Origin of the sequence: Kitasatospora sp. MAA4 (genome assembly GCF_029893355.1) — a bacterium.
In the GTDB taxonomy this organism is placed as follows: domain Bacteria; phylum Actinomycetota; class Actinomycetes; order Streptomycetales; family Streptomycetaceae; genus Kitasatospora.
The window spans coordinates 77843-96628 of sequence record NZ_JARZAI010000021.1; the positions used below are offsets into that span (position 1 = coordinate 77843).

Here is an 18786-nt window from a genome sequence, read left to right on the forward strand (position 1 = left end):
CTCGGCATGGCCAAGCTGTCGAAGTCGAACCCCCCCACTTTCAACACCGACATCTTCCAGAACGAGTACCTCGCCGACGGCGCCCGCGAGGTCAACGCGATCGTCACCGTGACGTCGACCGGCGGCGGCACCACCGGCGGCCGCCCGCTCGGCTCGCTGGACGCGGCGGCCGCCGCACCGAGCGGCGACTCCGCCGTCGTGATCATGGTCGACTGCTCGGGCTCGATGGACTACCCGCCGACCAAGATGCGCAACGCCCGGGACGCCACCGCCGTCGCCATCGACACCATCCGCGACGGCGTCGCCTTCGCCGTGGTCGCCGGCACCCACGAGGCCAAGGACATCTACCCCGGCGACGGCACCCTCGCGGTGGCCGACGACCGCACCCGGGAGGCCGCCAAGCAGTCGCTGCGCAAGCTCAGCGCGGGCGGCGGCACCGCCATCGGCACCTGGCTGGACAAGGCCGACAAGCTCTTCCTCAGCCGCCGCGAGATAGCGATCCGGCACGGCATCCTGCTCACCGACGGCCGCAACGAGCACGAGAAGCCCGAGGACCTCCAGCGCGTGCTGGACCGGGTGACCGGCCACTTCACCTCGGACTGCCGCGGTGTCGGGACCGACTGGGAGCTGCCGGAGCTCCGCCGGATCTCCTCCGCGCTGCTGGGCACCGTGGACATCGTCGCCGAGCCGTCCGGCCTGGCCGAGGACTTCCGCGGCATGATGGCGACCGCCATGAGCAAGCAGGTCGCCGACGTGGCCCTGCGGATCTGGACGCCGGCCAACGCCTCCGTGAAGTTCGTCAAGCAGGTCGCGCCCGACCTGGAGGACCTGACCGGGCGCCGGGCCGAGGCGGGCCCGCGGGCCGGCGACTACCCCACCGGCTCCTGGGGCGACGAGAGCCGCGACTACCACGTCTGCGTCGAGGTCCCCTCGGCCGGCGTCGGCAACGAGATGCTGGCCGCCCGGATCAGCCTCGTCCTGCCGCAGGCCGACGGCAGCACCGAGGTGCTCTCCCAAGGACTGGTCAAGGCGGTCTGGACGGACGACCTGGCCTCCTCCACCCGGATCAGCCCGCAGGTCGCGCACTACACCGGCCAGGCCGAGCTGGCCGAATCCATCCAGGTCGGACTGGAGGCGCACCGCGCCGGCGATCTCGACCTGGCCACCGCCAAGCTGGGTGCGGCCGTCCGACTGGCCCACCAGACCGGGAACGAGGGCACGTACCGGCTCCTGCAGAAGGTGGTGGATGTGGTGGACCCGAAGGAGGGTACGGTTCGGTTCCGTAAGGATGTCAGCGAGGCCGACTCGATGACCCTGGACACCCGCTCCACCAAGACCGTACGTGTGAAGAAGTGACCTGACCGTTTACCGTGACCTGGTTCCTGTCAGGGCCGGACCTGCTGAGATGTGGGGGACTTGATGCCGATCTGCCCTAGGGGCCATGAGTCGCAGGCCGAGGACTGGTGCGACTTCTGTGGCTTCCCGATGACGCCGCCGGGCGCTGCCGGACCCGGCGGTGCGGGCGCCGCCGGGCCGTTCGGCGCGCCGCCACCGCCCTCGCACCTGCCCCCGATGCCCGGGTCCGGGGGGATGAACGGCGGCATGGGCATGGGCATGGGCATGGGCGCGAGCATGGGCGGCGGCATGACCGAGGGCCTGGTCAACTGCCCGATCTGCCGGACGCCGCAGACCGGGCGGTACTGCGAGGAGTGCGGGTACGACTACGATCTCGCCGCCCAGCAGGCCCCGCCGCAGCATCAGCAGCATCAGCAGTACCAGCCGCCGCAGCAGCCCCAGCCGCCTCAGCAGCAGAACGGCTACGGGCAGCAGCAGGCGTACGGCTACCCGCCGCCCGCCCCCCAGTCGCCTCCCCCGCCCCCGCCGTCCCACCAGCCGCCGGTCTCCGGCTACGGCTACCCGCAGCAGCAGGAGCCGGAACAGAACGGATACGGCCAGCAGCAGCCCCCGATGGGCGGCGGCGAGCCGTACGCGACCTCGTTCCACCTGTCCCCGCCGTCCCAGCCGGTACGGCCGGAGCCGCCGGCCCGGGCCAACTGGATGGCCGTGGTCAGCGCCGACCGGGACTACTTCACCGACATGATGGCGCGCAGCGGGCCGGAGGCCTCCGGCCTCTTCTTCCCGCCGTACTGCCCCGAGCGGCGGATCCCACTGACCGGCCGCGGCCAGCTGCGGATCGGCCGGCGCAGCCAGCACCGCGGCACCGTGCCGGAGATCGACCTGTCGGTGCCGCCGGAGGACCCGGGCGCCTCGCACCAGCACGCCCTGCTCGCCGAGCAGCCGGACGGCAGCTGGGTGCTGGTGGACCAGGACTCGACCAACGGCACCACGGTCAACGGCGGCGCGGAGCCGATCGCCCCGCACACCGCCATCCCGCTGAACGACGGCGACCGGATCCACGTCGGCGCCTGGACCACGATCACCCTGCACCGCGCGTAGGCTCCCGGGGGTTCCGTCCTACCGGACGGGACCCCTTCGCGTTCCTACTCCTCCTGCTCCTGCTGCTGCTCCTGCTGCTCCTCCCAGCTGACCTGCCCCACCAGCGCCCCCGCGAAGACCGTGAACCCGACGCCGATCAGCCAGGACTGCACCACCAGCACCGTGCCGATCGCGCCGTAGGAGAGCGCGCTGGAGATGATCAGCGGCGAGAACACCAGCCAGGAGAAGACCCGCAGCCCCACCAGCGCGAGCATCGTGTAGCACGCCCCGGGAAAGAGCGCGCGCCACTCCACGCGCCCGCTCAGCAGCAGCCGCTGGAGCCACCAGAAGAACAGCACCCCGACCAGCAGCGTCCAGGTCAGCCCGAGCCACGGCTGGATCGCGTCGCCGCGCCACGGCGTGCCCGTCCAGGAGGCGGCCAGCAGGTACGCCGTCAGCCCGGCCAGGCCCAGCGTCTGGCGCCAGGCCGAGTGCCAGGGCGCGCTCTTCAGCCGCCAGATGCGCTCATAGCCGTTCTGCACGGCCGCCATGAACGAGACCCCGAAGAAGGCCACCGCCGCGAGGCTCAGCGCCGTCGTCGTGCTCAGCACGTTGCGGGGGGACGAGAAGAGCTGGCGGACCGCGTCGGCCGACCGCCCCGACACCCCAAGACCGTCCACCATCCAGCCCGCGAACCCGGCACCCCGTCCCGGCGAGGCCGCCGCCACCACGATCAGCAGCGGCACCAACGTCACGAACCCGAGCGCCGCGAACCCCAGCGCCCGGTGCATCAGCTCCAGCTCCCGGCCCCGGGCCCACACCCGCTGCCCCAGCACGCTCAGCTTCGTGCCCAAGGACGTGCCGGCCATGCCACCCACCACCTCCGCCTCGTAGTCCGCCGCCCACAGACTCTCAGCACCCCCAGGCCCACGACAGCCCCCGCGCCGCACGCTCGTCCGACCCGAGCTGCCACGACGCCCGGACGGCCCTGGCGCGAGAGATCACCGATGTGGTGGGCTGGGGGCGGCAGACGACGAGACCGGCGAACTCCTGTAGGAGGACTGGTGTTCCGATCCGTGAGAAGCGTCATGGTGTTCACGCCCGACCCCGAGCAGGCGGCCCGCTGGTGGGCCGGCATCCTGGACTCGGACGTCCACCTCGACCGCGACGGCGACTCCGTCTTCGCCTGGCTGGACATCGCCGACACCGAGTTCGCCTTCCACCCCGCCGACGACGAACGCAACCCCCGCGGCGGCAGCCCCGTCCCGTACTGGTCCGTCGACGACCTCAGCGCCGCCCGCGAACGCCTGCTGACCGCCGGCTGCACCCACCACCGCGGCCCGCTGGAAGTCGGCCCCGACCGCCGGATCTGCCAGATCGTCGACCCCTTCGGCACCGTCATCGGCCTCGACGGCCCCTGACGGCGGCGCCCTACGCCGGAGGGCGCACCGGTAGGAAGTACTTCTCGGCCCAGCCGAGGCGCACCAGCACCTCGTACTCGGCAGGGGGATCGTCGGTCGTTCTGCTGATCGCCTCGAACTTCTCCGCGGCTTCGCTCAGAAACTTGAGGCCGAGCTCGTACCCGGCGACGGCCTCGCGCACGTCGGCGCGCGCGGCCACCCGCTCGCGAACCTCGGGCATCCGGGCCGCCCAGCGGATCCGCAGGTCGCTGTGGGAGAGCCCGGTCAGGGAGGTCAGCCACAGGTCAGCGTGCGACTGCAGGATGGCGTCGAAGTCGCGATAGTCGAACAGTTTCCCGCAGCTCCAGGACAGCAGCTCCTCCGGGACGGTGGTGAGTTCGCCGGGCCAGGCCGAGACCGGCTCGGCGTGCTCCGGGCACAGGTAGAGGCAGTACTCCCTCGTGCCCGTGTGCGGGATCACGCGGCCGTTGATGATGTGGGTGGCCGGCTCACCGCAGGCGCTGACCTCCCGGGTGGACCGTGGCGCGGGTGCCGGAGGTGCCTCGCTCCCGGCATCGTCGGTGTCACGGGTACCGCGCTTCACGAATGAGCGGATTCGCTCGGATATCTCCTGCTGCTCGCGCTCGCCGTACCCCTCTTGTTCGAGGCGCGCCTGCAGCAGCACGATGTTCCCGATCTCGCGGGCGACGGATGCCGGACGCTGCTCGGCGGGCACCTCCCGGTAGCAGAAGAGGGCGGTGTCGGCGGCGTCGCGCGCCCCACGGCGCCTGCCCTGGTCGAGCAGACGGGAGGCGAGCATCATGTAGGACTGGCCCAACCCGATGCAGTACTCGGCCTTCCCGCGTTCGGCGCGGTCCAGCTTCTCCCAGATCCGGACGGCCTTGCGTGACCAGCGGACTCCGCCGAACCCCGACCGGGCCGTCCACAGCCCCAGGTTGCCGTAGCAGCGGGCGAGCTGGGCGGCCGCCTGCGGATCCTGTACCGGGTCACGCGGAGCCAGCCGCCGGAACACGCGCATCGCGGCCCAGTTGAGCCTGGCGGCCTGGCGGTACTTCCGCCGCTCTCCCTGACGGGAGCTGAGCACGAAGAGCGCCTCGGCCAACTCCCCCCGCTGCCCGCGGTCCTGCCGCGCGGCACGCCTGAACGTCGGGATCGCCCTGCGCAGCGCCTGCACGTCCTCGTCATCGGCGTACGGGCTCATCGCGACCCGCAGCACCTCCCCTGGTGACCGTCCCGCTGCCGCCATGAGCATCCCCTCGGCTTGCCGAATCTGTAGTCTGAAGTGAAAATTGACGGTTAGTCAATCCATTTGAGCAGCAGACTGACAGTCAGCCAACCACGCGGCAATGACAGCGAAGTCCGCATCGACGAGCCCCCGGCGGGGGTCAACGCGGTGGAGCAGCGCCGGTCCCCGGTGCTGGGCCGACACCCAGGCCCGGTCGGCATCGGTGATCTCGTCGTCGACCCAGACAAACGGACGTCCCGCCGCCCACGCGACCAGGGCACGGGTCTTCCAATGCACCCCGTGCCGCCAGTCCCACTCCTCCTCGTCGGACGGCTCCGGCCAGCTCACCACCGCCAGCTCCGGCAGGCCCAGGCGCGGCGCGACGTACGCGTTCGCGTCCTCCATCCACGCGGTGGCCCAGACCAGTTCGCACGGGAGCGCCGCCAGCCGGGGCCCATGGTCGGGGTTGATCCTGCCGAGCAGGCTGTCCTCGTCGCCCGCCTGCGGTTCGGAGCGCCACCGGAACGTCGGATACCCGTCCGGCGCCCCGAACGGGATGAGCGGGCCGTCGACATCGAGGAAGAGCAGCGGACGCTGCGCGAGAACGCTCATGGCTGCATTGTCGTAGCTGCTCAGTAGCATCGGCAGCCCTGGCAGACCACCGACGGCCTGATCAGCGAGGTCTGGTCGGTCTCCAGTCCGCGTCACGTGCGGATGCCCGACGGCACCGAGGGCCGTCGGGCACCTGTCGGCAGGCCAGCAGTCGGCGGGAAAGCCCCCGGAGCGCCCACTCGGTCGGCTGTCGACGCAGCGTGACTTGAGTTCTGCATCAATGGGGCATATCCCACCTGACTGACCATAAGAATCGGATACGCCTGACGAGCCCTTGGCTCCAGGTCCACGATGGAAACTGAGCAAGATCTCGCAACCTCTTCGGAGAGTGGGCCAACATGTCGCTACGGTTCATCGCAAAAGACCCGAACTCGCCGGACGGCGACTCGCCGACGGTGTGGGTGGACGAGGAGAACAACGACCTGGTGATTCAGGGGTGGAAGGCCGACGACGCCACCGAGGCCGAGTGTCGCAAGGTCGGCAACATCCCGGAGCATGAGGGCGTGTTCCGAGTGCCTGCGCGGCTCGCGCAGGCGATCAGGGAGGCGTGCGATGTCGCAGAGCGGGGCACGGATTGACGAGTTGCTGAGGGGGACCCAGCACTCCGCCGTTCACCTGGAGATGCGGGACGGTTACATGCAGGACGATCCAGCCCTCCATGCCTGGCGGGCCGGGCACCGGCTGGATCCCGGAGATCGGGCATCCTGGTGGCGGCCGTGGTTGGATGTGATCGCCGCAGCGACCAGTCGGGGCGTTGAAATCCGGCGCGCTCGGATCGTCTCCGAGCCCGTCAGCGAGTACATCCACTACGAGTACGACGTCACCTTCCCCAACGTCGCGGCGGGGGAACAGGTCCGCTGGTTGCCGAGGCGCAACGCCTCAGATCTCACCCTGCCGGGCAATGACTTCTGGCTGTTCGACGGCAAGCTCGTCCGCTGGGGACACTTCTCCGGCGACGGGGACTCGCTCGGCGGTGAGCTGACCGAGGACCCGGTAGCAGCCCGACTCTGTGCTGAATCGTTCGACGCCGTGTGGGCCAGGGCGATCCCACATGACAAGTACAGCGTTTGACCCTCAGCGAGAAAGTACAGAGCACCGGACCCACCAGTTATGTCGTATACGCCGTCATCAAGCGTGGTCGCCGCCCGAAAGGCCCTGGCGGTACGCCTTCAGGATCTCCGAAAGGATGCGGGCCTCACCGGGCGCAGACTCTCGGAACTGTGCGAGTGGAACCCGTCCAAGACCTCTCGTATCCAGGACGGGCAGGCTGCTCCGTCCGAGAGTGACATTCGGGCCTGGTGCCATGCCTGCGGTGCGGACGACCGGGCGGAAGAACTCATCACGGCGTCCCGGGCCGTCGACTCCATGTACGTCGAGTGGCGACGGATGGAGCGGTCCGGGCTCCGTCAAGCCCAGGAATCAGTGTTCGACCTGTACCAGCGCACACGCGCGTTCAGGGTCTATGCCAGTCGAGTTGTGCCCGGCATGCTCCAGACCCGCGCCTACACCGAGGCGGTCCTCAGGGCTGTGCAACGCGCCCGAGTCACGGTGGACGACGTCGAGGCGGCAGTGGAGGCGCGGATGGAACGCCAACGCATGCTGTTCTCCGGTGGCCGGACCTTCGCGCTGGTCATCGAGGAGGCTGTTCTCCGTGGTGCCGTCTGCGACCCCGACGCGATGGCCGGCCAGCTCGGGCACCTGATCACCGTAAGCACGCTCGCGAGCGTGAGCCTCGGTGTGATCCCTCTCGCGACTGGCCGCATCCGATCGCCGGCTGAGGACTTCTACATGTTCGACGATGTCCAGACATCCGTTGAACTCGTCTCTGGCTACTTGAGGTTGACGGAACCCAACGAGGTTTCCATGTACGCGCGAACCTTCAACGAGCTGGCAGGGATGGCTGTGTACGGGGTGCGCGCCCGTGCTTTGATCACATCGGCGATCAGCTCTCTCAGGTGATGCGCTCGCAATTACTCGCAAGCCCCTGGAGGCCGACTCAGGCCACTCCCTAGCGTCTACCCATGACCACCCCGCCCCGCTGCCTCTGCGGGATGTGACGGGGTGATCTGCAAGTTCAAGCACTTCGATGCCTGGAGGTACGCGCCATGAGCGAAACCGTCACGCCGGTGTCGGCGGGTAGTGACCCGCGCACCCTCATCCTCCCGGAGGTCCGCGCCCTGATCATCACCACGATGCGGGCGCAGCACCCGGAGGTGACCGAGGAGCGCGCGGAACTGGGGGCGGGCCAGATGGCGGCGTTCCTGACCGCCTGCGCCACCAGCGACCGGCCGCTGAGCCCGTCGCCGGAGGTGGACGACTACTGGCACGCGTTCGTCCTCAACACCGAGGCTTACATGGCCTGGTGCATGGCCTCGTTCGGCAGGATGGTGCACCACAAGCCGGGCTACCTGGACCCGGAGGAGCACGGCGGCGGCAAGGTGCTGCGGGCCCGCGCCATCGACGCCATCGCGGAGTTGGGGTTCCTGCTCGAACCGGACTTCTGGCCGGAGATCGAGTTGGCGGACTGCTCGCAGTGCCACGCCAACTGCTCTGACAGCCCGTTCACGGGCAAGAGGAGCTGACTTCCCAGGCCCGGCCGGTGCCCCGAACCGGGGCACCGGCTCCCCCGGTTCAGGCAAAGGAACATCAGTGGCGTCGCAGCGAACCGAATGGACCCAACTCCCGCGCGAAGCAAGGGAAGCGGTTCAGGAGCGCACCGGTCCGGTACTCAGCGCGCAGAGCGCGGAGGCCGGAGTCATGTCAGCCTTCGCCAGCATGCTGGGCACCCGATCCGGCGCCGTCTTCGTCAAGGCAACTCCGGCGGAAAGTCCTACGGCATGGGTCTACCGGCACGAAGCACGGGTGACTGCTGTCGCTCCGCAGGCGCCGCCGTTGCTCTGGCAGGCCGAGGGCGGGGGCTGGCTGCTCTACGGGTACGGCGCACTCGCGGGCAGGCATCCCAGCTTCGCCCCCGACTCCCCGGACCTGCGCCCGATCGTCCACGCGCTGACGGTCGTGTCGGGTCACCCGTGGCCGATCGAGATCAGTAAGAAGCCGCTGAGTGACCGGCTGGCCCGGTTCGTGCCCCCTGGCGGGGAGGGAGCGTTGGATGGCAGCACACTGGCTCACACCGACGCGGGGGAGTTCAATCTCCTCGTGACCGCCTCCGGTGTCCGGCTGATCGACTGGGCCCTCTCCTGCCCAGCGCCGGAGTGGACGGACGCAGCCCTGTTGGTGCCCAGACTGATCGCTGCGGGACACACATCCGATCAGGCGGACTTCGTCGCCCGCCACGTCCCGGCCTACCGCGACGCCGACCCGGAGCGGCTGGCCGTGTTTGCCCGGACCATCCATGCGTTCTGGGCCAGCCGGACTGCTGAGGACCCCTTGCCGCAGCGGGTGAGACTCACAGAGGCGGCCGAGCGGTGGACGCGGACGGCGCGCTTGTACGGCTAGGAAGTGCATCTGGGCGACCGTGGCGCGCCGAGGGCTCAGACCTGTGTGACCGCGCCGGTCGCCACGTCGTACACGAGGCCGGTCAGCCGCAGGCCGGCGGGGATGGACGGGGCGCTGCGCAGGAGTTCGAGGTCCGCCTGCACCGCGGCGACCGGGTCGGTGAGGTGCTTGGCGGCGAGTTCGTCCTCGGCGATGCCGAAGATCCGAGCAGCGAGGGCGGTGTGCTCGGGGGCTGCCAGGCGCGAGGTGCCGCAGTCGGTGTGGTGCATCACGATGATCTCGACGTCCAGGGCCAGGTTCTCGACCATGGCCACGGTGGCGAGAGTGGTGAGCGTCCGCAGCACGTCCGGCGTGACCCGGCCGCCCTCGTTGCGGATCACCACGGCCTCGTCGAGCCGCAGGCCCAACACGTGGGCGGGGTCGGCGCGGTGGTCGCAGCAGGTGATCAGCACCGTCTGGAGCGACGGCACCAGGGACGAGGCGCGGCCGGGGTGGCCGGCTGCGTGGGTCCTGTTTCGCTGCAGCAGGTCTGCGATGACGGTCATGGGTGGTCTCCTCCTGTGCTGGGCCGGCGAGTGGCGCGCCGACCTCCGAAGAAGATCGTCGCTCGGTGACCACAGCCGTGCCGAGAGGCGGGATCGCCCCCTTCGAGGGGTAATCTCGCCACATGAACACGTATCGGGTCGGCGTGCTGGCCTTCGACGGGTGCTTCGCCTCGGAGGTGTTCGGCTTCGCCGACCTGCTGACGGTGGCCAACCAGATCGCCGCGCACCTCCACCACGACGCGGCGCCGAGGTTCGAGGTCGCGGTCGTGGCCGCCCGCCGCCGGGTGACCGCCTCGGGCGGCGTCTCCCTCTCCGTCGGCGCCGTGCCCGACGCGCTCGACCTGCTCGTCGTGCCGGGTTTCGAACTGCTCCCGGCCCAGGACCTGGACGCCCGACTGCGGGCCCTCGGCAGGGAGGTGGAGATGATCCGCCGGGTCGCCGGACGCGCGGTGCCGATCGCGTCGATCTGCCTCGGGGCGTTCCTCCTCGGCGAGGCCGGACTGCTCGACGGGCGCCGCGCGACGACCGCCTGGCTGTTCGCGCGGGCGCTGGCCGAGCGCTACCCGCAGGCGGCGGTGGACGGGAAGGCCCTGCTCGTGGACGACGCGGGTGTCACCACCACCGGGGCGTTCAGCACCGCCTTCGATCTCGCCATGGCGGTGATCAGCCGCTCCGCCGGGGAGGCGGCGGAGGAGCGGGACGAGATCGCCCGGCTGACGGCCCGGGTCACCCTGGTGCCCGGTGGTCGCACCAGCCAGGCGCCCTATGTGGACGACGCGATCGCGGCGGTGACCGGTCGGCGGTTCTCCGGCGAGGTGATGCAGTGGCTCGACGCCCGGGCCCCGCAGCCCTACAACCTGTCCGAACTCGCGGCGGCCTTCCACGTGAGCACCCGGACGATGCTGCGCCGGTTCCGGACCGAGACCGGCCAGAGCCCGCTCGGCTACCTCCAGGGCGTGCGGGTCGGCCGGGCGAAGACGCTGCTGGAGAGCTCCGACCTGCGCCTGGTGGACGTCATGGCACAGGTCGGCTACCTCGACCAGGGGACGTTCCGGCGCCTCTTCGCCGCGCACACGGGTCTGAGCCCGGCCGAGTACCGCCGCCGGTTCGGCGCAGGCCGCGCCGCTCAGGAGCTCCAGGTGCGCGAGCAGAGCACCAGGCGGTAGCCGTCCGGGTCGGCGACGGTCACGCCGTGCTGGTCCCAGTAGGGGTTGTGCGCGGCCACCCGGGTGCCGCCGGAGGCGAGCAGGCGGTCCGTCAACTCCTCGGTGACGGGTTCACCCAGGTAGAGCACGAAGAGGTCGTCCACCGTGGGGGCGGGGTCGAGCGGGTGGTCCGGGTCGCGGGTCAGCTCGAAGTGCCAACTCCCGCCGGACGGGCCGACCATGAGCAGGTCGTGCTCGCCCGCCACGCGCTCGGTGGTGCGCCAGAGGATGGTCAGGCCGAGCCCGTCGACGTAGAACCGCTCGGCGGCGGCGAGGTCGCGCGACGGGCGGGCGATGCGGACGTGCGTCGTTGAATCGATCATGACCGAGAGCCTAGGACAGTCGGCGGGATAGGGTCATCGGCATGCCGACTCCTCCCTTCATCACCGAGCTGCGCACGCTGATCGGAACGCGTCCGCTCTGGCTGTCCTGTGCCGTCGCCGTCGTCCTGGACGACGACGGCCGGCTGCTGCTGGGACGTCGCACGGACACCGGGGCCTGGGCGCTGCCCGGTGGGATCATCGACCCGGCCGAGGAGCCGGCCGACGCGGCTGTCCGCGAGTGCTTCGAGGAGACCGGGGTGATCGCCGTCCCGCAGTCGCTGACCTCGGTGAGCGTCTCGCCGCTGACCACGTACGCGAACGGCGACCAGACCCGCTACCTCGAACTCACCTTCCGCTGCAAGGCGGTCGGCGGCAGGGCCCGGGTGAACGACTCGGAGTCGCTGGAGGTGGCCTGGTTCCCGCTGGACGCGCTGCCCGAGCTGGACGCGCGCGGCCTGACCCAGCTCGCTCAGGCGCTGGAGGGTGGCGGCGAGGCGGCCTTCACCTTCTCCGGGCTCGCCGAGGTGCTGCCGCCCGACGCCTCCTGAGGCTCCAGCAGCACCCGGCACAGGGCTTCCAGCGCCGCACCGTAGCCGTGCTCCGGCGCGGCGGCGTAGCCGACGACCAGGCCGTCGGCGGCGAGCGGCGCGGCGTCCGGGTGCCGGAAGGCAGCCAGCCCGTCCAGGGCCAGGCCCTGCCGGGCAGCGGCCTCCAGCGTGCCGGGCTCGGTGCCGGGCGGCAGGCGCAGCACCGCGTGCAGACCGGCGGCGATGCCGATGGGGGCGATCTGCGGGGCGTGTTCGGCGAGCGCCGCGACCAGCCGGTCGCGGCGCCGGCGGTAGTGCTGGCGCATCCGGCGGACGTGGCGGTCGTAGTGGCCCGAGGCGATGAACTCGGCCAGGGTGAGCTGGTCGAGCACGCTCGCCCAGGCTTCCCGTTCGCCCTTGACGGCCAGCACGGCGGGGACCAGGTGCTCGGGGAGGACCATCCAGCCCAGGCGCACCGCCGGGGACAGGCTCTTGCTGACCGAGCCGAGGTACACCACCCGTTCGGGGTCCAGTCCCTGGACGGCGCCGACCGGTTCGCGGTCGTAGCGGAACTCGCCGTCGTAGTCGTCCTCGACGATCAGCCCGTCGCGGGCGCGGGCCCGGTCGACGACGGCGGCGCGCCGCTCGCGGTGCAGCGGTACGCCGGTCGGGAACTGGTGGGTGGGCGTGAGCAGCACGTTGCGCACGCCGGCCGACTCCGCCACCCGGGCGCCGAGTTCGTCCACCTCCAGCGGCACCGTGCGGACCGCGGCCGCCGCCAGGACCGAGCGGTGGAAGGGGAGCCCGTACGCCTCGACGGCCAGCGGTCCGCGCAGCACCCCGCCGCCGAACAGCAGCCGCAGGGCGTGGGCGACGCCCGAGCAGACCACGATCCGCTCGGGTGCGGTGCGCACCCCGCGGGCGCGGGCGAGGTAGTCGGCGAGCGCGCGGCGCAGTTCGATCCGTCCCTGCGGGTCGCCGGGGCCGAACGCCTCGTTGGGCGCGGTGTTCAGCGAACGGCGGGCGGCGGCCAGCCAGGCGGCGCGCGGGAAGGAGGCGGCGTCGGGGCGGCCCTGCCGCAGGTCGTGCACGGGGGCGGCGGGTGCCATGGGTGCAGCGGCGGAAGTCGGCGGGCTCGACTTCTGCCGCACTGCTCGCGGCGCGACGCGGGTGCCGGAGCCCTGGCGCGCGGTCAGCCAGCCCTCGGCGACCAGCTCGGCGTAGGCCTCGGCGACCGTGTTCCGGGCCAGGCCGAGGTCCGCGGCCAGTGAGCGGTAGGGCGGCAGCCGGGTGCCCGGCGCCAGCCGTCCGTCCTGGACGGCCTCGCGCAGCGCCTGGCCGAGGGCAGCACGGCGACTGCCTGCGGCGGACAGCTCCAGGTGCAGGTCGGCACCGATCCGCTGCGCCGAATTGACCCATGATTCCGCCACGGGAGTGCACCCTATCCAAGGTCGGCGAGGCGCCTAGATTCATGGTCATGACGCACACCGCAGACGCTCCCCGCATCGACTTCGCCAAGGCCGCCCCGAAGGCGTACCGGGCGCTGGTCGGCCTCGACGCCGCCGCCCGCGAGGGCCTGGACCCGGCGCTGGTCGAGCTGGTCCAGATCCGCGCCTCCCAACTCAACGGCTGCGCCTACTGCCTGCACCTGCACACCTCCGACGCCCGCAAGGCCGGCGAGAGCGAGGAGCGGCTGCACCTGGTCGCCCTCTGGCCGGAGGCCGGGCACTTCTTCACGCCCAGGGAGCAGGCCGCGCTCGCCCTGGCCGAGGCCGTCACGCTGGTCTCGCACGGCGGCGTCCCGCAGGAGGTGTACGCCCGCGCCACCGCGCACTTCACCGAGGACGAACTCGCCGGCCTGCTGGCCGTGATCGTCACCATCAACGCCTGGAACCGGATCGCCCTCACCTCGGCCAAGGTGGCCGGCACCGACCTCCGCCCGGGCCGCTGACGGACTCCGCACAATGGCTGGTTACCCTGTCCCGCATGGCTAGAACCAGGCTGTACCGCAGCGGCAACCTCGTGCTCGAGGACTTCCCCGTCGAGGACATCTCCGAGTACGTCTCCGACCCCTCCGCACTGGTGTGGCTGGACCTGTGCGCACCCGGTCCCGCCGACCTCGCGATGATCAGCGAGGAGTTCGGCCTGCACGAGCTGGCCGTGGAGGACGCCCGCAACGATCACCAGCGCCCCAAGCTGGACCGCTACCGCACGCACTCCTTCCTGAGCGCGTACGCGATCGGCATCGACCAGGAGACCGGCCAGCTGACGAGCAGCGAGGTCTCGGCCTTCATCACCGACACCGCGCTGATCACCGTCCGCAAGGACGACGGCTTCGACATCGAGCAGGTGGTCGCGCGCTGGGACGACACCCCGGACCTGGTCAAGCACGGCGTCGGCTTCCTGCTGTACGGCCTGCTCGACTTCGTCGTGGACAGCCACTTCACCGCCGTCCAGGAGCTCGACGACCGGATAGAGGAGGTCGAGGACATCCTGTTCGAGGACAGCGCCAAGGAGATCGAGTCGGTCCAGCGCCGCTCCTTCGAGCTGCGCAAGAGCCTGGTACGGCTGCGCCGGGTGGTCCTGCCGATGCGCGAGGTGGTGAACAGCCTGCTCCGCCGCGACCTGCACATCGTCGGCGACCCGCTGATGCCCTACTACCAGGACATCTACGACCACGTCCTGCGGGCCACCGAGTGGACCGAGTCGCTGCGCGACATGGTCACCTCGATCATGGAGACCAACCTCACGGTCCAGGGCAACCGGATGAACCTGATCATGAAGAAGGTCACCAGCTGGGCCTCGATCATCGCCGTCCCCACCGCCATCACCGGCTTCTACGGGCAGAACGTCCCCTACCCGGGCTTCGGCACCGAATGGGGCTTCCTGCTCTCCACGGGCCTCACCGTCGTGCTCTCCGCCGTGCTGTACGTCAGTTTCAAGCGCAAGGACTGGATCTGAAGCCCGGCTACGGCCTCAGCAGACCCCAGTACAGCGCCCACGGCACGAAGACCGCACCGGCGGTGATCAGGAGTCCCAGCCGGCACCGGGCGCCCCGGCCGAGCTCGGTGCGGTGCAGCCAGGACACCCGGGCCGTTCTCGCCGTGGCCAGGACGGTGCAGACGGCGAGGAGTTGCAGGACCAGCCAGGGGAGCGGCCGGCCCAGCACGACGGGCCCGACGAACCCGGCCGCGGTGAGCACCAGGAAGAGGAAGTAGCCCAGCCAGCCGAGCACGGTGGCCGCGCCGAACACGGCGAGCAGGCGCGCGGCGCCGCGGGTCGGCAGCGGTGTCCGCGTGGCCACGCGGACCCTGCGGATCCGCCGCACCGCGGCCGTCAGCGGGTAGCCGAGGAAGGCGAGTGCGAACAGGACCAGCGCGCCGAGCTGCCCCCAGGGCGACTCGTACCAGGCGAGCGGGGCAAGCGCGCTGCTGACCCGGTCCTGCTGCGGCGGCGCCGCACCGGCCGGCACCGGCCGACCGTCGATCCAGGACGCGACCAGGTCGGCGCTGCCGGGCGCGAGGCCGTCGGGCCGGTCGAACCCGCCGTCGGCGGTGACGTGCAGGTCGTGCCGGGCCCCGGGAACGAACCGGATCGTCCAGTCGGTGTTGCCACCGCGCTCCAGGGCCTGCCGGACGATGCCGGAGCTCTCCACCGGCGCCGCCTCGCGGTCCAGCGTCCCCCACAACGCGAGCACCGGCTGCCGGACCTGCTCCCAGGACGGGACGGGGTCGTAGTCGGCCTCCGGGAACAGGCCGGCGGCGACGGTCTGGCGCACGCCGGTGTTCTGCATCATCTGCCGCAGCGACCCCGACACCCCGGCGTGCTGGAGGAACTCGCCGTAGCTCCAAGCCTGTTGCCGGGCCGGGGAGAGGCCCACCGCGCCGACGGTGACCAGGAACGACACGTCGGTGGAGCGGTCCGCCGCGAGCGCGGCCACCCAGGCGCCTTCGCTGAGCCCCCAGATCCCGGTCCGCGCCGGATCCACCCCCGGTCGGGCCCGCAGCAGGAGCACCCCCGCGAGCGCGTCGTCGGCGAGCACGGAGTAGTCCCGGTGCACCGAGGAGTACCCGGCCGTCCGCTTGTCGTAGACCAGGGTGACGATGCCTCGGCGGGCGAACGCCTCGGCCTCGGCGGCGAACTCCCCGCGGGTGACGGGTCCAGCGCCCTGGACGAGCACGACGGCCGGATGTGCGGTGCCGTCGGCGGGCGGCGCCACCACACTGCCGTGCAGGGTCACTCCCCCGTTCCCGGTGAAGGACACCTCCGTCGTGCTGAGGCCGGGAAACGACAGTGACGTGCCGCCGCCGCGCGGGACCCCGCACGAGGAGAGCGCCACCGCCAGTAACGCCGTCAGGACGGCCACCCACAGCGCTTTCCAGCGGGCGGTCTTCGAGGAACGACTGAATCGCGTCATGGTCCAAGACTGGCGATCGGCGCAGCGGCGCTCCATGGTGGCGGCAGGCGTCCGCGGGCGGGGGCTGGCCCCCGTAAGCCCGGATGCGGGGGCTCGAAGATAGGGTCTGCCCTCATGACAACAGCAATATCCGCTGAAGGAATCCGGAAGCGGTACGGGGATGTCCAGGCTGTCGACGGGGTGTCACTCACCGTCGAGACTGGCGAGTTCTACGGTCTGCTCGGCCCGAACGGCGCGGGCAAGACCACCACACTGGAAATCCTGGAGGGGATCCGCGAGCCCGACGAGGGCCGGGTCGAGCTGCTGGGCATGGCGCCCTGGCCGCGCAACAAGGCCCTGCTGCCGCGGATCGGGGTGCAGTTCCAGGCCTCCGCCTTCTTCGACAAGCTGACGGCGCGTGAGACCATCCGCACCTTCGCCTCCTTCTACGGCGTCGGCCCCAAGCGGGCGGACGCGATGCTGGAGCGGGTCGGGCTGACCGACTCCGCGGGCATCCTGACCGACAAGATGTCCGGCGGTCAGGCGCAGCGGCTCTCGATCGCCTGCGCCCTGGCGCACGACCCCGAGTTGGTCTTCCTGGACGAGCCGACCACCGGCCTCGACCCGCAGGCCCGCCGCAACCTCTGGGACCTGCTGAAGGACATCAACGCCGAGGGCCGCACGGTGGTCCTGACGACCCATTACCTGGACGAGGCGGAGATCCTCTGCGACCGGGTCTCGGTGATGGACCACGGCAAGGTGCTGCGCACCGGTGCCCCGGCCGCGCTGGTCCGGGACCTGGACGACACCGTGCGGGTCAGCGTGGAGTCCGGCCAGCTCGGCGCCGAGGCGGCGCGCGAGCTGTTCACCGCGGCCGGCGCCGAGATCGCCAACCTGGAGGACAACGGCGTCTCGCTCTCGGTCTCCACCAGGGCTCCCGGCCCGATCCTCACCGTGCTCGCCGACCAGGGCGCCCTGCGCGGCCTCGAAGTGCGCGGCGCCACCCTGGAGGACGTCTTCCTCCACCTGACCGGACGGGAGTACCGGGCATGAGCACTGCCGCTCCCGCGGTCGAGAAGGTCGAGAAGGAACGGGCCAGCGCGTTCCTCAACCTGTCGCGCGTGATGATCGTGGCGTTCGTCCGGGACCGGATGGCGCTCTTCTTCGTGCTGCTGATGCCGCTGATCTTCCTGGTGATGTTCGGCGTCCTCTTCAAGGGCGCCACCAGCCCGCACGTCAAGGTCGCCCAGTTCGGACCGGTGCAGGTGCTGGACGACATCCAGGGCCCGGGCCGGGCGGACCTGGACAAGGTGCTCACCATCACCAAGGTCCCCGACGAGGCGACCGGCCTGGAGAAGGTGCGCAAGGGCACCCTGGACGCGCTGATCGAGACCGGTCCGGACGGCCAGCCGGTGCTGCACTTCAGCGCCTCGGACCAGGTCAAGGCCGGCGCCGTGCAGGCCGTGCTGAACTCCGTCGTCCAGCAGGCCAACCAGGACGCCACCCACCAGCCGGCGAAGTACACCCTGACGACCGCCTCGGTCGAGGACAACTCGCTCAAGCCGATCCAGTTCCTCACCCCCGGCCTGCTGGGCTGGGCGATCGCCACCGGCGCGATCTTCGGCGCCTCGCTCACCCTGGTGAACTGGCGCAAGAAGCGGGTGCTGCGGCGGCTGCGGCTGGCACCGGTGAGTGTGGCGGCGGTGGTCGGCTCGCGGGTCGCGGTCAGCCTGCTGGTCGCGCTGACCCAGACGGCGATCTTCCTGGCGGTCGCCACCACACCGGCGTTCGGGCTGAAACTGACCGGCAACTGGTGGCTGGTGGTCCCGCTGGTGCTCTGCGCGACCCTCGCCTTCATGTCGATCGGGCTGGTCACCGGCGCCTTCGCGAAGACCGAGGAGGCGGCCAACGGGATCAACCAGCTGATCATCCTGCCGATGTCCTTCCTCTCCGGCTCGTTCTTCCCGCTGGACAACTCCCCGGGCTGGCTGCAGAGCCTCTCGAAGGTGTTCCCGCTGCACTACCTGGTCACCGCCGCCCAGTCGGTGCTGAGCCGCGGCGGCGGAGTGATGGACGCCCTGCCGGCGATGGGCGGCCTGCTCGCCTTCGCCGCGGTGATGACGCTGATCGCGCTGCGCCTGTTCAACTGGGACGACGCCTGACGCCAGTCGCGCGGGGTCGTACGCCGGAAGTCCCGGTGTACGGCCCCGCGGGCGTCTGCGACGATGGTCGGGTGAACGAGATCCAGCGGGGAACGCTGCACGAGGAGAGCTTCTTCGAGGCGGTCGGCGGCGAGCCCGTCTTCCGCCGGCTGGTGCACCGCTTCTACCAGGGGGTGGCCGCGGACGAGCTGTTGCGGCCGATGTACCCCGAGGAGGATCTCGGTCCGGCCGAGGAGCGGCTCGCGCTGTTCCTGATGCAGTACTGGGGCGGCCCGCGGACCTACAGCGACGAGCGCGGCCACCCGCGACTGCGCATGCGGCACGCACCGTTCAAGGTCGACCGCGCCGCGCACGACGCCTGGCTGCACCACATGCGGGTCGCGCTGGACGAGTTGGAGCTCGCCCCGGAGGCCGAGCGGCAGCTGTGGGACTACCTCACCTATGCCGCAGCGTCGATGGTCAACTCCGCCGAGTAACC

General features: G+C 71.0%; 22 protein-coding genes. 15 read left to right on the forward strand and 7 right to left on the reverse strand.

Going from position 1 to position 18786, the window contains the following annotated elements; genetic code table 11:
* Window positions 1–6 precede the first annotated feature (6 nt).
* Window positions 7–1356, forward strand: a complete 1350-nt coding sequence (locus tag P3T37_RS26025) for a VWA domain-containing protein (protein ID WP_280726293.1) — start codon at window positions 7–9, stop codon at window positions 1354–1356.
* Between the two features lie 216 nt (window positions 1357–1572).
* Window positions 1573–2457: an FHA domain-containing protein gene (locus P3T37_RS26030; RefSeq protein ID WP_348533282.1), complete on the forward strand. Its 885-nt coding sequence runs from the start codon at window positions 1573–1575 to the stop codon at window positions 2455–2457.
* Between the two features lie 44 nt (window positions 2458–2501).
* On the opposite strand, the gene P3T37_RS26035 is transcribed toward P3T37_RS26030, so the two are convergent.
* Window positions 2502–3305, reverse strand: coding sequence for a YhjD/YihY/BrkB family envelope integrity protein (locus tag P3T37_RS26035; RefSeq protein WP_280726296.1), 804 nt, complete (start codon window positions 3303–3305; stop codon window positions 2502–2504).
* 219 nt (window positions 3306–3524) lie between these two features.
* Here P3T37_RS26035 and P3T37_RS26040 point away from each other — a divergent pair, with 219 nt between their 5' ends.
* The gene (locus P3T37_RS26040; protein WP_280726297.1) at window positions 3525–3857 is read left to right on the forward strand and encodes a VOC family protein; all 333 of its coding nucleotides are present in this window, start codon (window positions 3525–3527) and stop codon (window positions 3855–3857) included.
* A 10-nt stretch (window positions 3858–3867) separates the two neighbouring features.
* On the opposite strand, the gene P3T37_RS26045 is transcribed toward P3T37_RS26040, so the two are convergent.
* Both P3T37_RS26045 and P3T37_RS26050 read right to left on the reverse strand, forming a co-directional pair.
* The gene (locus tag P3T37_RS26045; protein ID WP_280726298.1) at window positions 3868–5103 is read right to left on the reverse strand and encodes a hypothetical protein; all 1236 of its coding nucleotides are present in this window, start codon (window positions 5101–5103) and stop codon (window positions 3868–3870) included.
* 54 nt (window positions 5104–5157) lie between these two features.
* A complete protein-coding gene (locus P3T37_RS26050; protein ID WP_280726299.1) occupies window positions 5158–5694 on the reverse strand; it encodes an HAD domain-containing protein in 537 nt (178 codons plus the stop codon).
* 338 nt (window positions 5695–6032) lie between these two features.
* Here P3T37_RS26050 and P3T37_RS26055 point away from each other — a divergent pair, with 338 nt between their 5' ends.
* The 5 genes from P3T37_RS26055 (at window position 6033) to P3T37_RS26075 (ending at window position 9150) form a co-directional block, all read left to right on the forward strand.
* Window positions 6033–6272 (forward strand): hypothetical protein, encoded by a 240-nt coding sequence (locus P3T37_RS26055; protein ID WP_280726300.1) that lies wholly within the window; start codon window positions 6033–6035, stop codon window positions 6270–6272.
* On the forward strand, window positions 6247–6765 hold the full coding sequence (locus P3T37_RS26060; protein ID WP_280726301.1) for a DUF6879 family protein: 519 nt from the start codon (window positions 6247–6249) through the stop codon (window positions 6763–6765). The genes P3T37_RS26055 and P3T37_RS26060 overlap by 26 nt, the downstream gene beginning before the upstream one ends.
* A gap of 39 nt (window positions 6766–6804) precedes the next feature.
* Entirely contained in the window at window positions 6805–7653 is an 849-nt protein-coding gene (locus P3T37_RS26065; RefSeq protein WP_280726302.1) for a helix-turn-helix transcriptional regulator, read from the forward strand.
* A 146-nt stretch (window positions 7654–7799) separates the two neighbouring features.
* The gene (locus P3T37_RS26070; RefSeq protein WP_280726303.1) at window positions 7800–8276 is read left to right on the forward strand and encodes a hypothetical protein; all 477 of its coding nucleotides are present in this window, start codon (window positions 7800–7802) and stop codon (window positions 8274–8276) included.
* A 280-nt stretch (window positions 8277–8556) separates the two neighbouring features.
* Window positions 8557–9150, forward strand: coding sequence for a phosphotransferase (locus tag P3T37_RS26075; RefSeq protein ID WP_280726305.1), 594 nt, complete (start codon window positions 8557–8559; stop codon window positions 9148–9150).
* 35 nt (window positions 9151–9185) lie between these two features.
* On the opposite strand, the gene P3T37_RS26080 is transcribed toward P3T37_RS26075, so the two are convergent.
* Window positions 9186–9695 (reverse strand): carbonic anhydrase, encoded by a 510-nt coding sequence (locus P3T37_RS26080; RefSeq protein WP_280726306.1) that lies wholly within the window; start codon window positions 9693–9695, stop codon window positions 9186–9188.
* Between the two features lie 122 nt (window positions 9696–9817).
* Between P3T37_RS26080 and P3T37_RS26085 the strand changes: the two genes are divergently transcribed.
* Window positions 9818–10861, forward strand: a complete 1044-nt coding sequence (locus tag P3T37_RS26085; RefSeq protein ID WP_280726308.1) for a helix-turn-helix domain-containing protein — start codon at window positions 9818–9820, stop codon at window positions 10859–10861.
* Here P3T37_RS26085 and P3T37_RS26090 read toward each other — a convergent pair.
* Window positions 10822–11223, reverse strand: coding sequence for a VOC family protein (locus tag P3T37_RS26090; RefSeq protein WP_280726309.1), 402 nt, complete (start codon window positions 11221–11223; stop codon window positions 10822–10824). The genes P3T37_RS26085 and P3T37_RS26090 overlap by 40 nt on opposite strands.
* 41 nt (window positions 11224–11264) lie before the next feature.
* Here P3T37_RS26090 and P3T37_RS26095 point away from each other — a divergent pair, with 41 nt between their 5' ends.
* Window positions 11265–11771 carry an NUDIX domain-containing protein gene (locus P3T37_RS26095; protein ID WP_280726311.1) on the forward strand — a complete coding sequence of 169 codons (507 nt, stop codon included), beginning with the start codon at window positions 11265–11267 and terminating at the stop codon, window positions 11769–11771.
* On the opposite strand, the gene P3T37_RS26100 is transcribed toward P3T37_RS26095, so the two are convergent.
* Window positions 11693–13180 (reverse strand): PLP-dependent aminotransferase family protein, encoded by a 1488-nt coding sequence (locus tag P3T37_RS26100; protein WP_280726312.1) that lies wholly within the window; start codon window positions 13178–13180, stop codon window positions 11693–11695. The genes P3T37_RS26095 and P3T37_RS26100 overlap by 79 nt on opposite strands.
* Window positions 13181–13227: 47 nt before the next feature.
* On the opposite strand from P3T37_RS26100, the gene P3T37_RS26105 reads away from it, so the two are divergent.
* Window positions 13228–13701 carry a carboxymuconolactone decarboxylase family protein gene (locus P3T37_RS26105; RefSeq protein WP_280726313.1) on the forward strand — a complete coding sequence of 158 codons (474 nt, stop codon included), beginning with the start codon at window positions 13228–13230 and terminating at the stop codon, window positions 13699–13701.
* 35 nt (window positions 13702–13736) lie between these two features.
* Window positions 13737–14711, forward strand: coding sequence for a magnesium transporter CorA family protein (locus P3T37_RS26110; RefSeq protein WP_280726314.1), 975 nt, complete (start codon window positions 13737–13739; stop codon window positions 14709–14711).
* 7 nt (window positions 14712–14718) lie between these two features.
* Here P3T37_RS26110 and P3T37_RS26115 read toward each other — a convergent pair whose 3' ends face one another.
* A complete protein-coding gene (locus P3T37_RS26115; protein WP_280726315.1) occupies window positions 14719–16167 on the reverse strand; it encodes a prolyl oligopeptidase family serine peptidase in 1449 nt (482 codons plus the stop codon).
* A 180-nt stretch (window positions 16168–16347) separates the two neighbouring features.
* On the opposite strand from P3T37_RS26115, the gene P3T37_RS26120 reads away from it, so the two are divergent.
* The 3 genes from P3T37_RS26120 (at window position 16348) to P3T37_RS26130 (ending at window position 18784) form a co-directional block, all read left to right on the forward strand.
* Entirely contained in the window at window positions 16348–17199 is an 852-nt protein-coding gene (locus P3T37_RS26120; RefSeq protein WP_348533283.1) for an ABC transporter ATP-binding protein, read from the forward strand.
* Window positions 17196–18308, forward strand: coding sequence for an ABC transporter permease (locus tag P3T37_RS26125; protein WP_280726317.1), 1113 nt, complete (start codon window positions 17196–17198; stop codon window positions 18306–18308). Before P3T37_RS26120 ends, P3T37_RS26125 begins: the two co-directional genes overlap by 4 nt.
* Window positions 18309–18379: 71 nt before the next feature.
* The gene (locus tag P3T37_RS26130; protein WP_280726318.1) at window positions 18380–18784 is read left to right on the forward strand and encodes a globin; all 405 of its coding nucleotides are present in this window, start codon (window positions 18380–18382) and stop codon (window positions 18782–18784) included.
* Window positions 18785–18786: the final 2 nt, after the last annotated feature.

Excerpts from the sequence above, each read along its gene's own strand:
- P3T37_RS26125 (WP_280726317.1), top strand. The coding sequence starts at position 17,196 with ATGAGCACTGCCGCTCCCGCGGTCGAGAAGGTCGAGAAGGAACGGGCC.
- P3T37_RS26055 (WP_280726300.1), top strand. The coding sequence starts at position 6,033 with ATGTCGCTACGGTTCATCGCAAAAGACCCGAACTCGCCGGACGGCGAC.
- P3T37_RS26030 (WP_348533282.1), top strand. The coding sequence starts at position 1,573 with ATGCCCGGGTCCGGGGGGATGAACGGCGGCATGGGCATGGGCATGGGC.
- P3T37_RS26065 (WP_280726302.1), top strand. The coding sequence starts at position 6,805 with ATGTCGTATACGCCGTCATCAAGCGTGGTCGCCGCCCGAAAGGCCCTG.
- P3T37_RS26080 (WP_280726306.1), bottom strand. The coding sequence starts at position 9,695 with ATGACCGTCATCGCAGACCTGCTGCAGCGAAACAGGACCCACGCAGCC.
- P3T37_RS26105 (WP_280726313.1), top strand. The coding sequence starts at position 13,228 with ATGACGCACACCGCAGACGCTCCCCGCATCGACTTCGCCAAGGCCGCC.
- P3T37_RS26095 (WP_280726311.1), top strand. The coding sequence starts at position 11,265 with ATGCCGACTCCTCCCTTCATCACCGAGCTGCGCACGCTGATCGGAACG.
- P3T37_RS26025 (WP_280726293.1), top strand. The coding sequence starts at position 7 with ATGGCCAAGCTGTCGAAGTCGAACCCCCCCACTTTCAACACCGACATC.
- P3T37_RS26090 (WP_280726309.1), bottom strand. The coding sequence starts at position 11,223 with ATGATCGATTCAACGACGCACGTCCGCATCGCCCGCCCGTCGCGCGAC.
- P3T37_RS26110 (WP_280726314.1), top strand. The coding sequence starts at position 13,737 with ATGGCTAGAACCAGGCTGTACCGCAGCGGCAACCTCGTGCTCGAGGAC.
- P3T37_RS26115 (WP_280726315.1), bottom strand. The coding sequence starts at position 16,167 with ATGACGCGATTCAGTCGTTCCTCGAAGACCGCCCGCTGGAAAGCGCTG.
- P3T37_RS26085 (WP_280726308.1), top strand. The coding sequence starts at position 9,818 with ATGAACACGTATCGGGTCGGCGTGCTGGCCTTCGACGGGTGCTTCGCC.
- P3T37_RS26035 (WP_280726296.1), bottom strand. The coding sequence starts at position 3,305 with ATGGCCGGCACGTCCTTGGGCACGAAGCTGAGCGTGCTGGGGCAGCGG.
- P3T37_RS26045 (WP_280726298.1), bottom strand. The coding sequence starts at position 5,103 with ATGGCGGCAGCGGGACGGTCACCAGGGGAGGTGCTGCGGGTCGCGATG.
- P3T37_RS26070 (WP_280726303.1), top strand. The coding sequence starts at position 7,800 with ATGAGCGAAACCGTCACGCCGGTGTCGGCGGGTAGTGACCCGCGCACC.
- P3T37_RS26040 (WP_280726297.1), top strand. The coding sequence starts at position 3,525 with ATGGTGTTCACGCCCGACCCCGAGCAGGCGGCCCGCTGGTGGGCCGGC.
- P3T37_RS26050 (WP_280726299.1), bottom strand. The coding sequence starts at position 5,694 with ATGAGCGTTCTCGCGCAGCGTCCGCTGCTCTTCCTCGATGTCGACGGC.
- P3T37_RS26060 (WP_280726301.1), top strand. The coding sequence starts at position 6,247 with ATGTCGCAGAGCGGGGCACGGATTGACGAGTTGCTGAGGGGGACCCAG.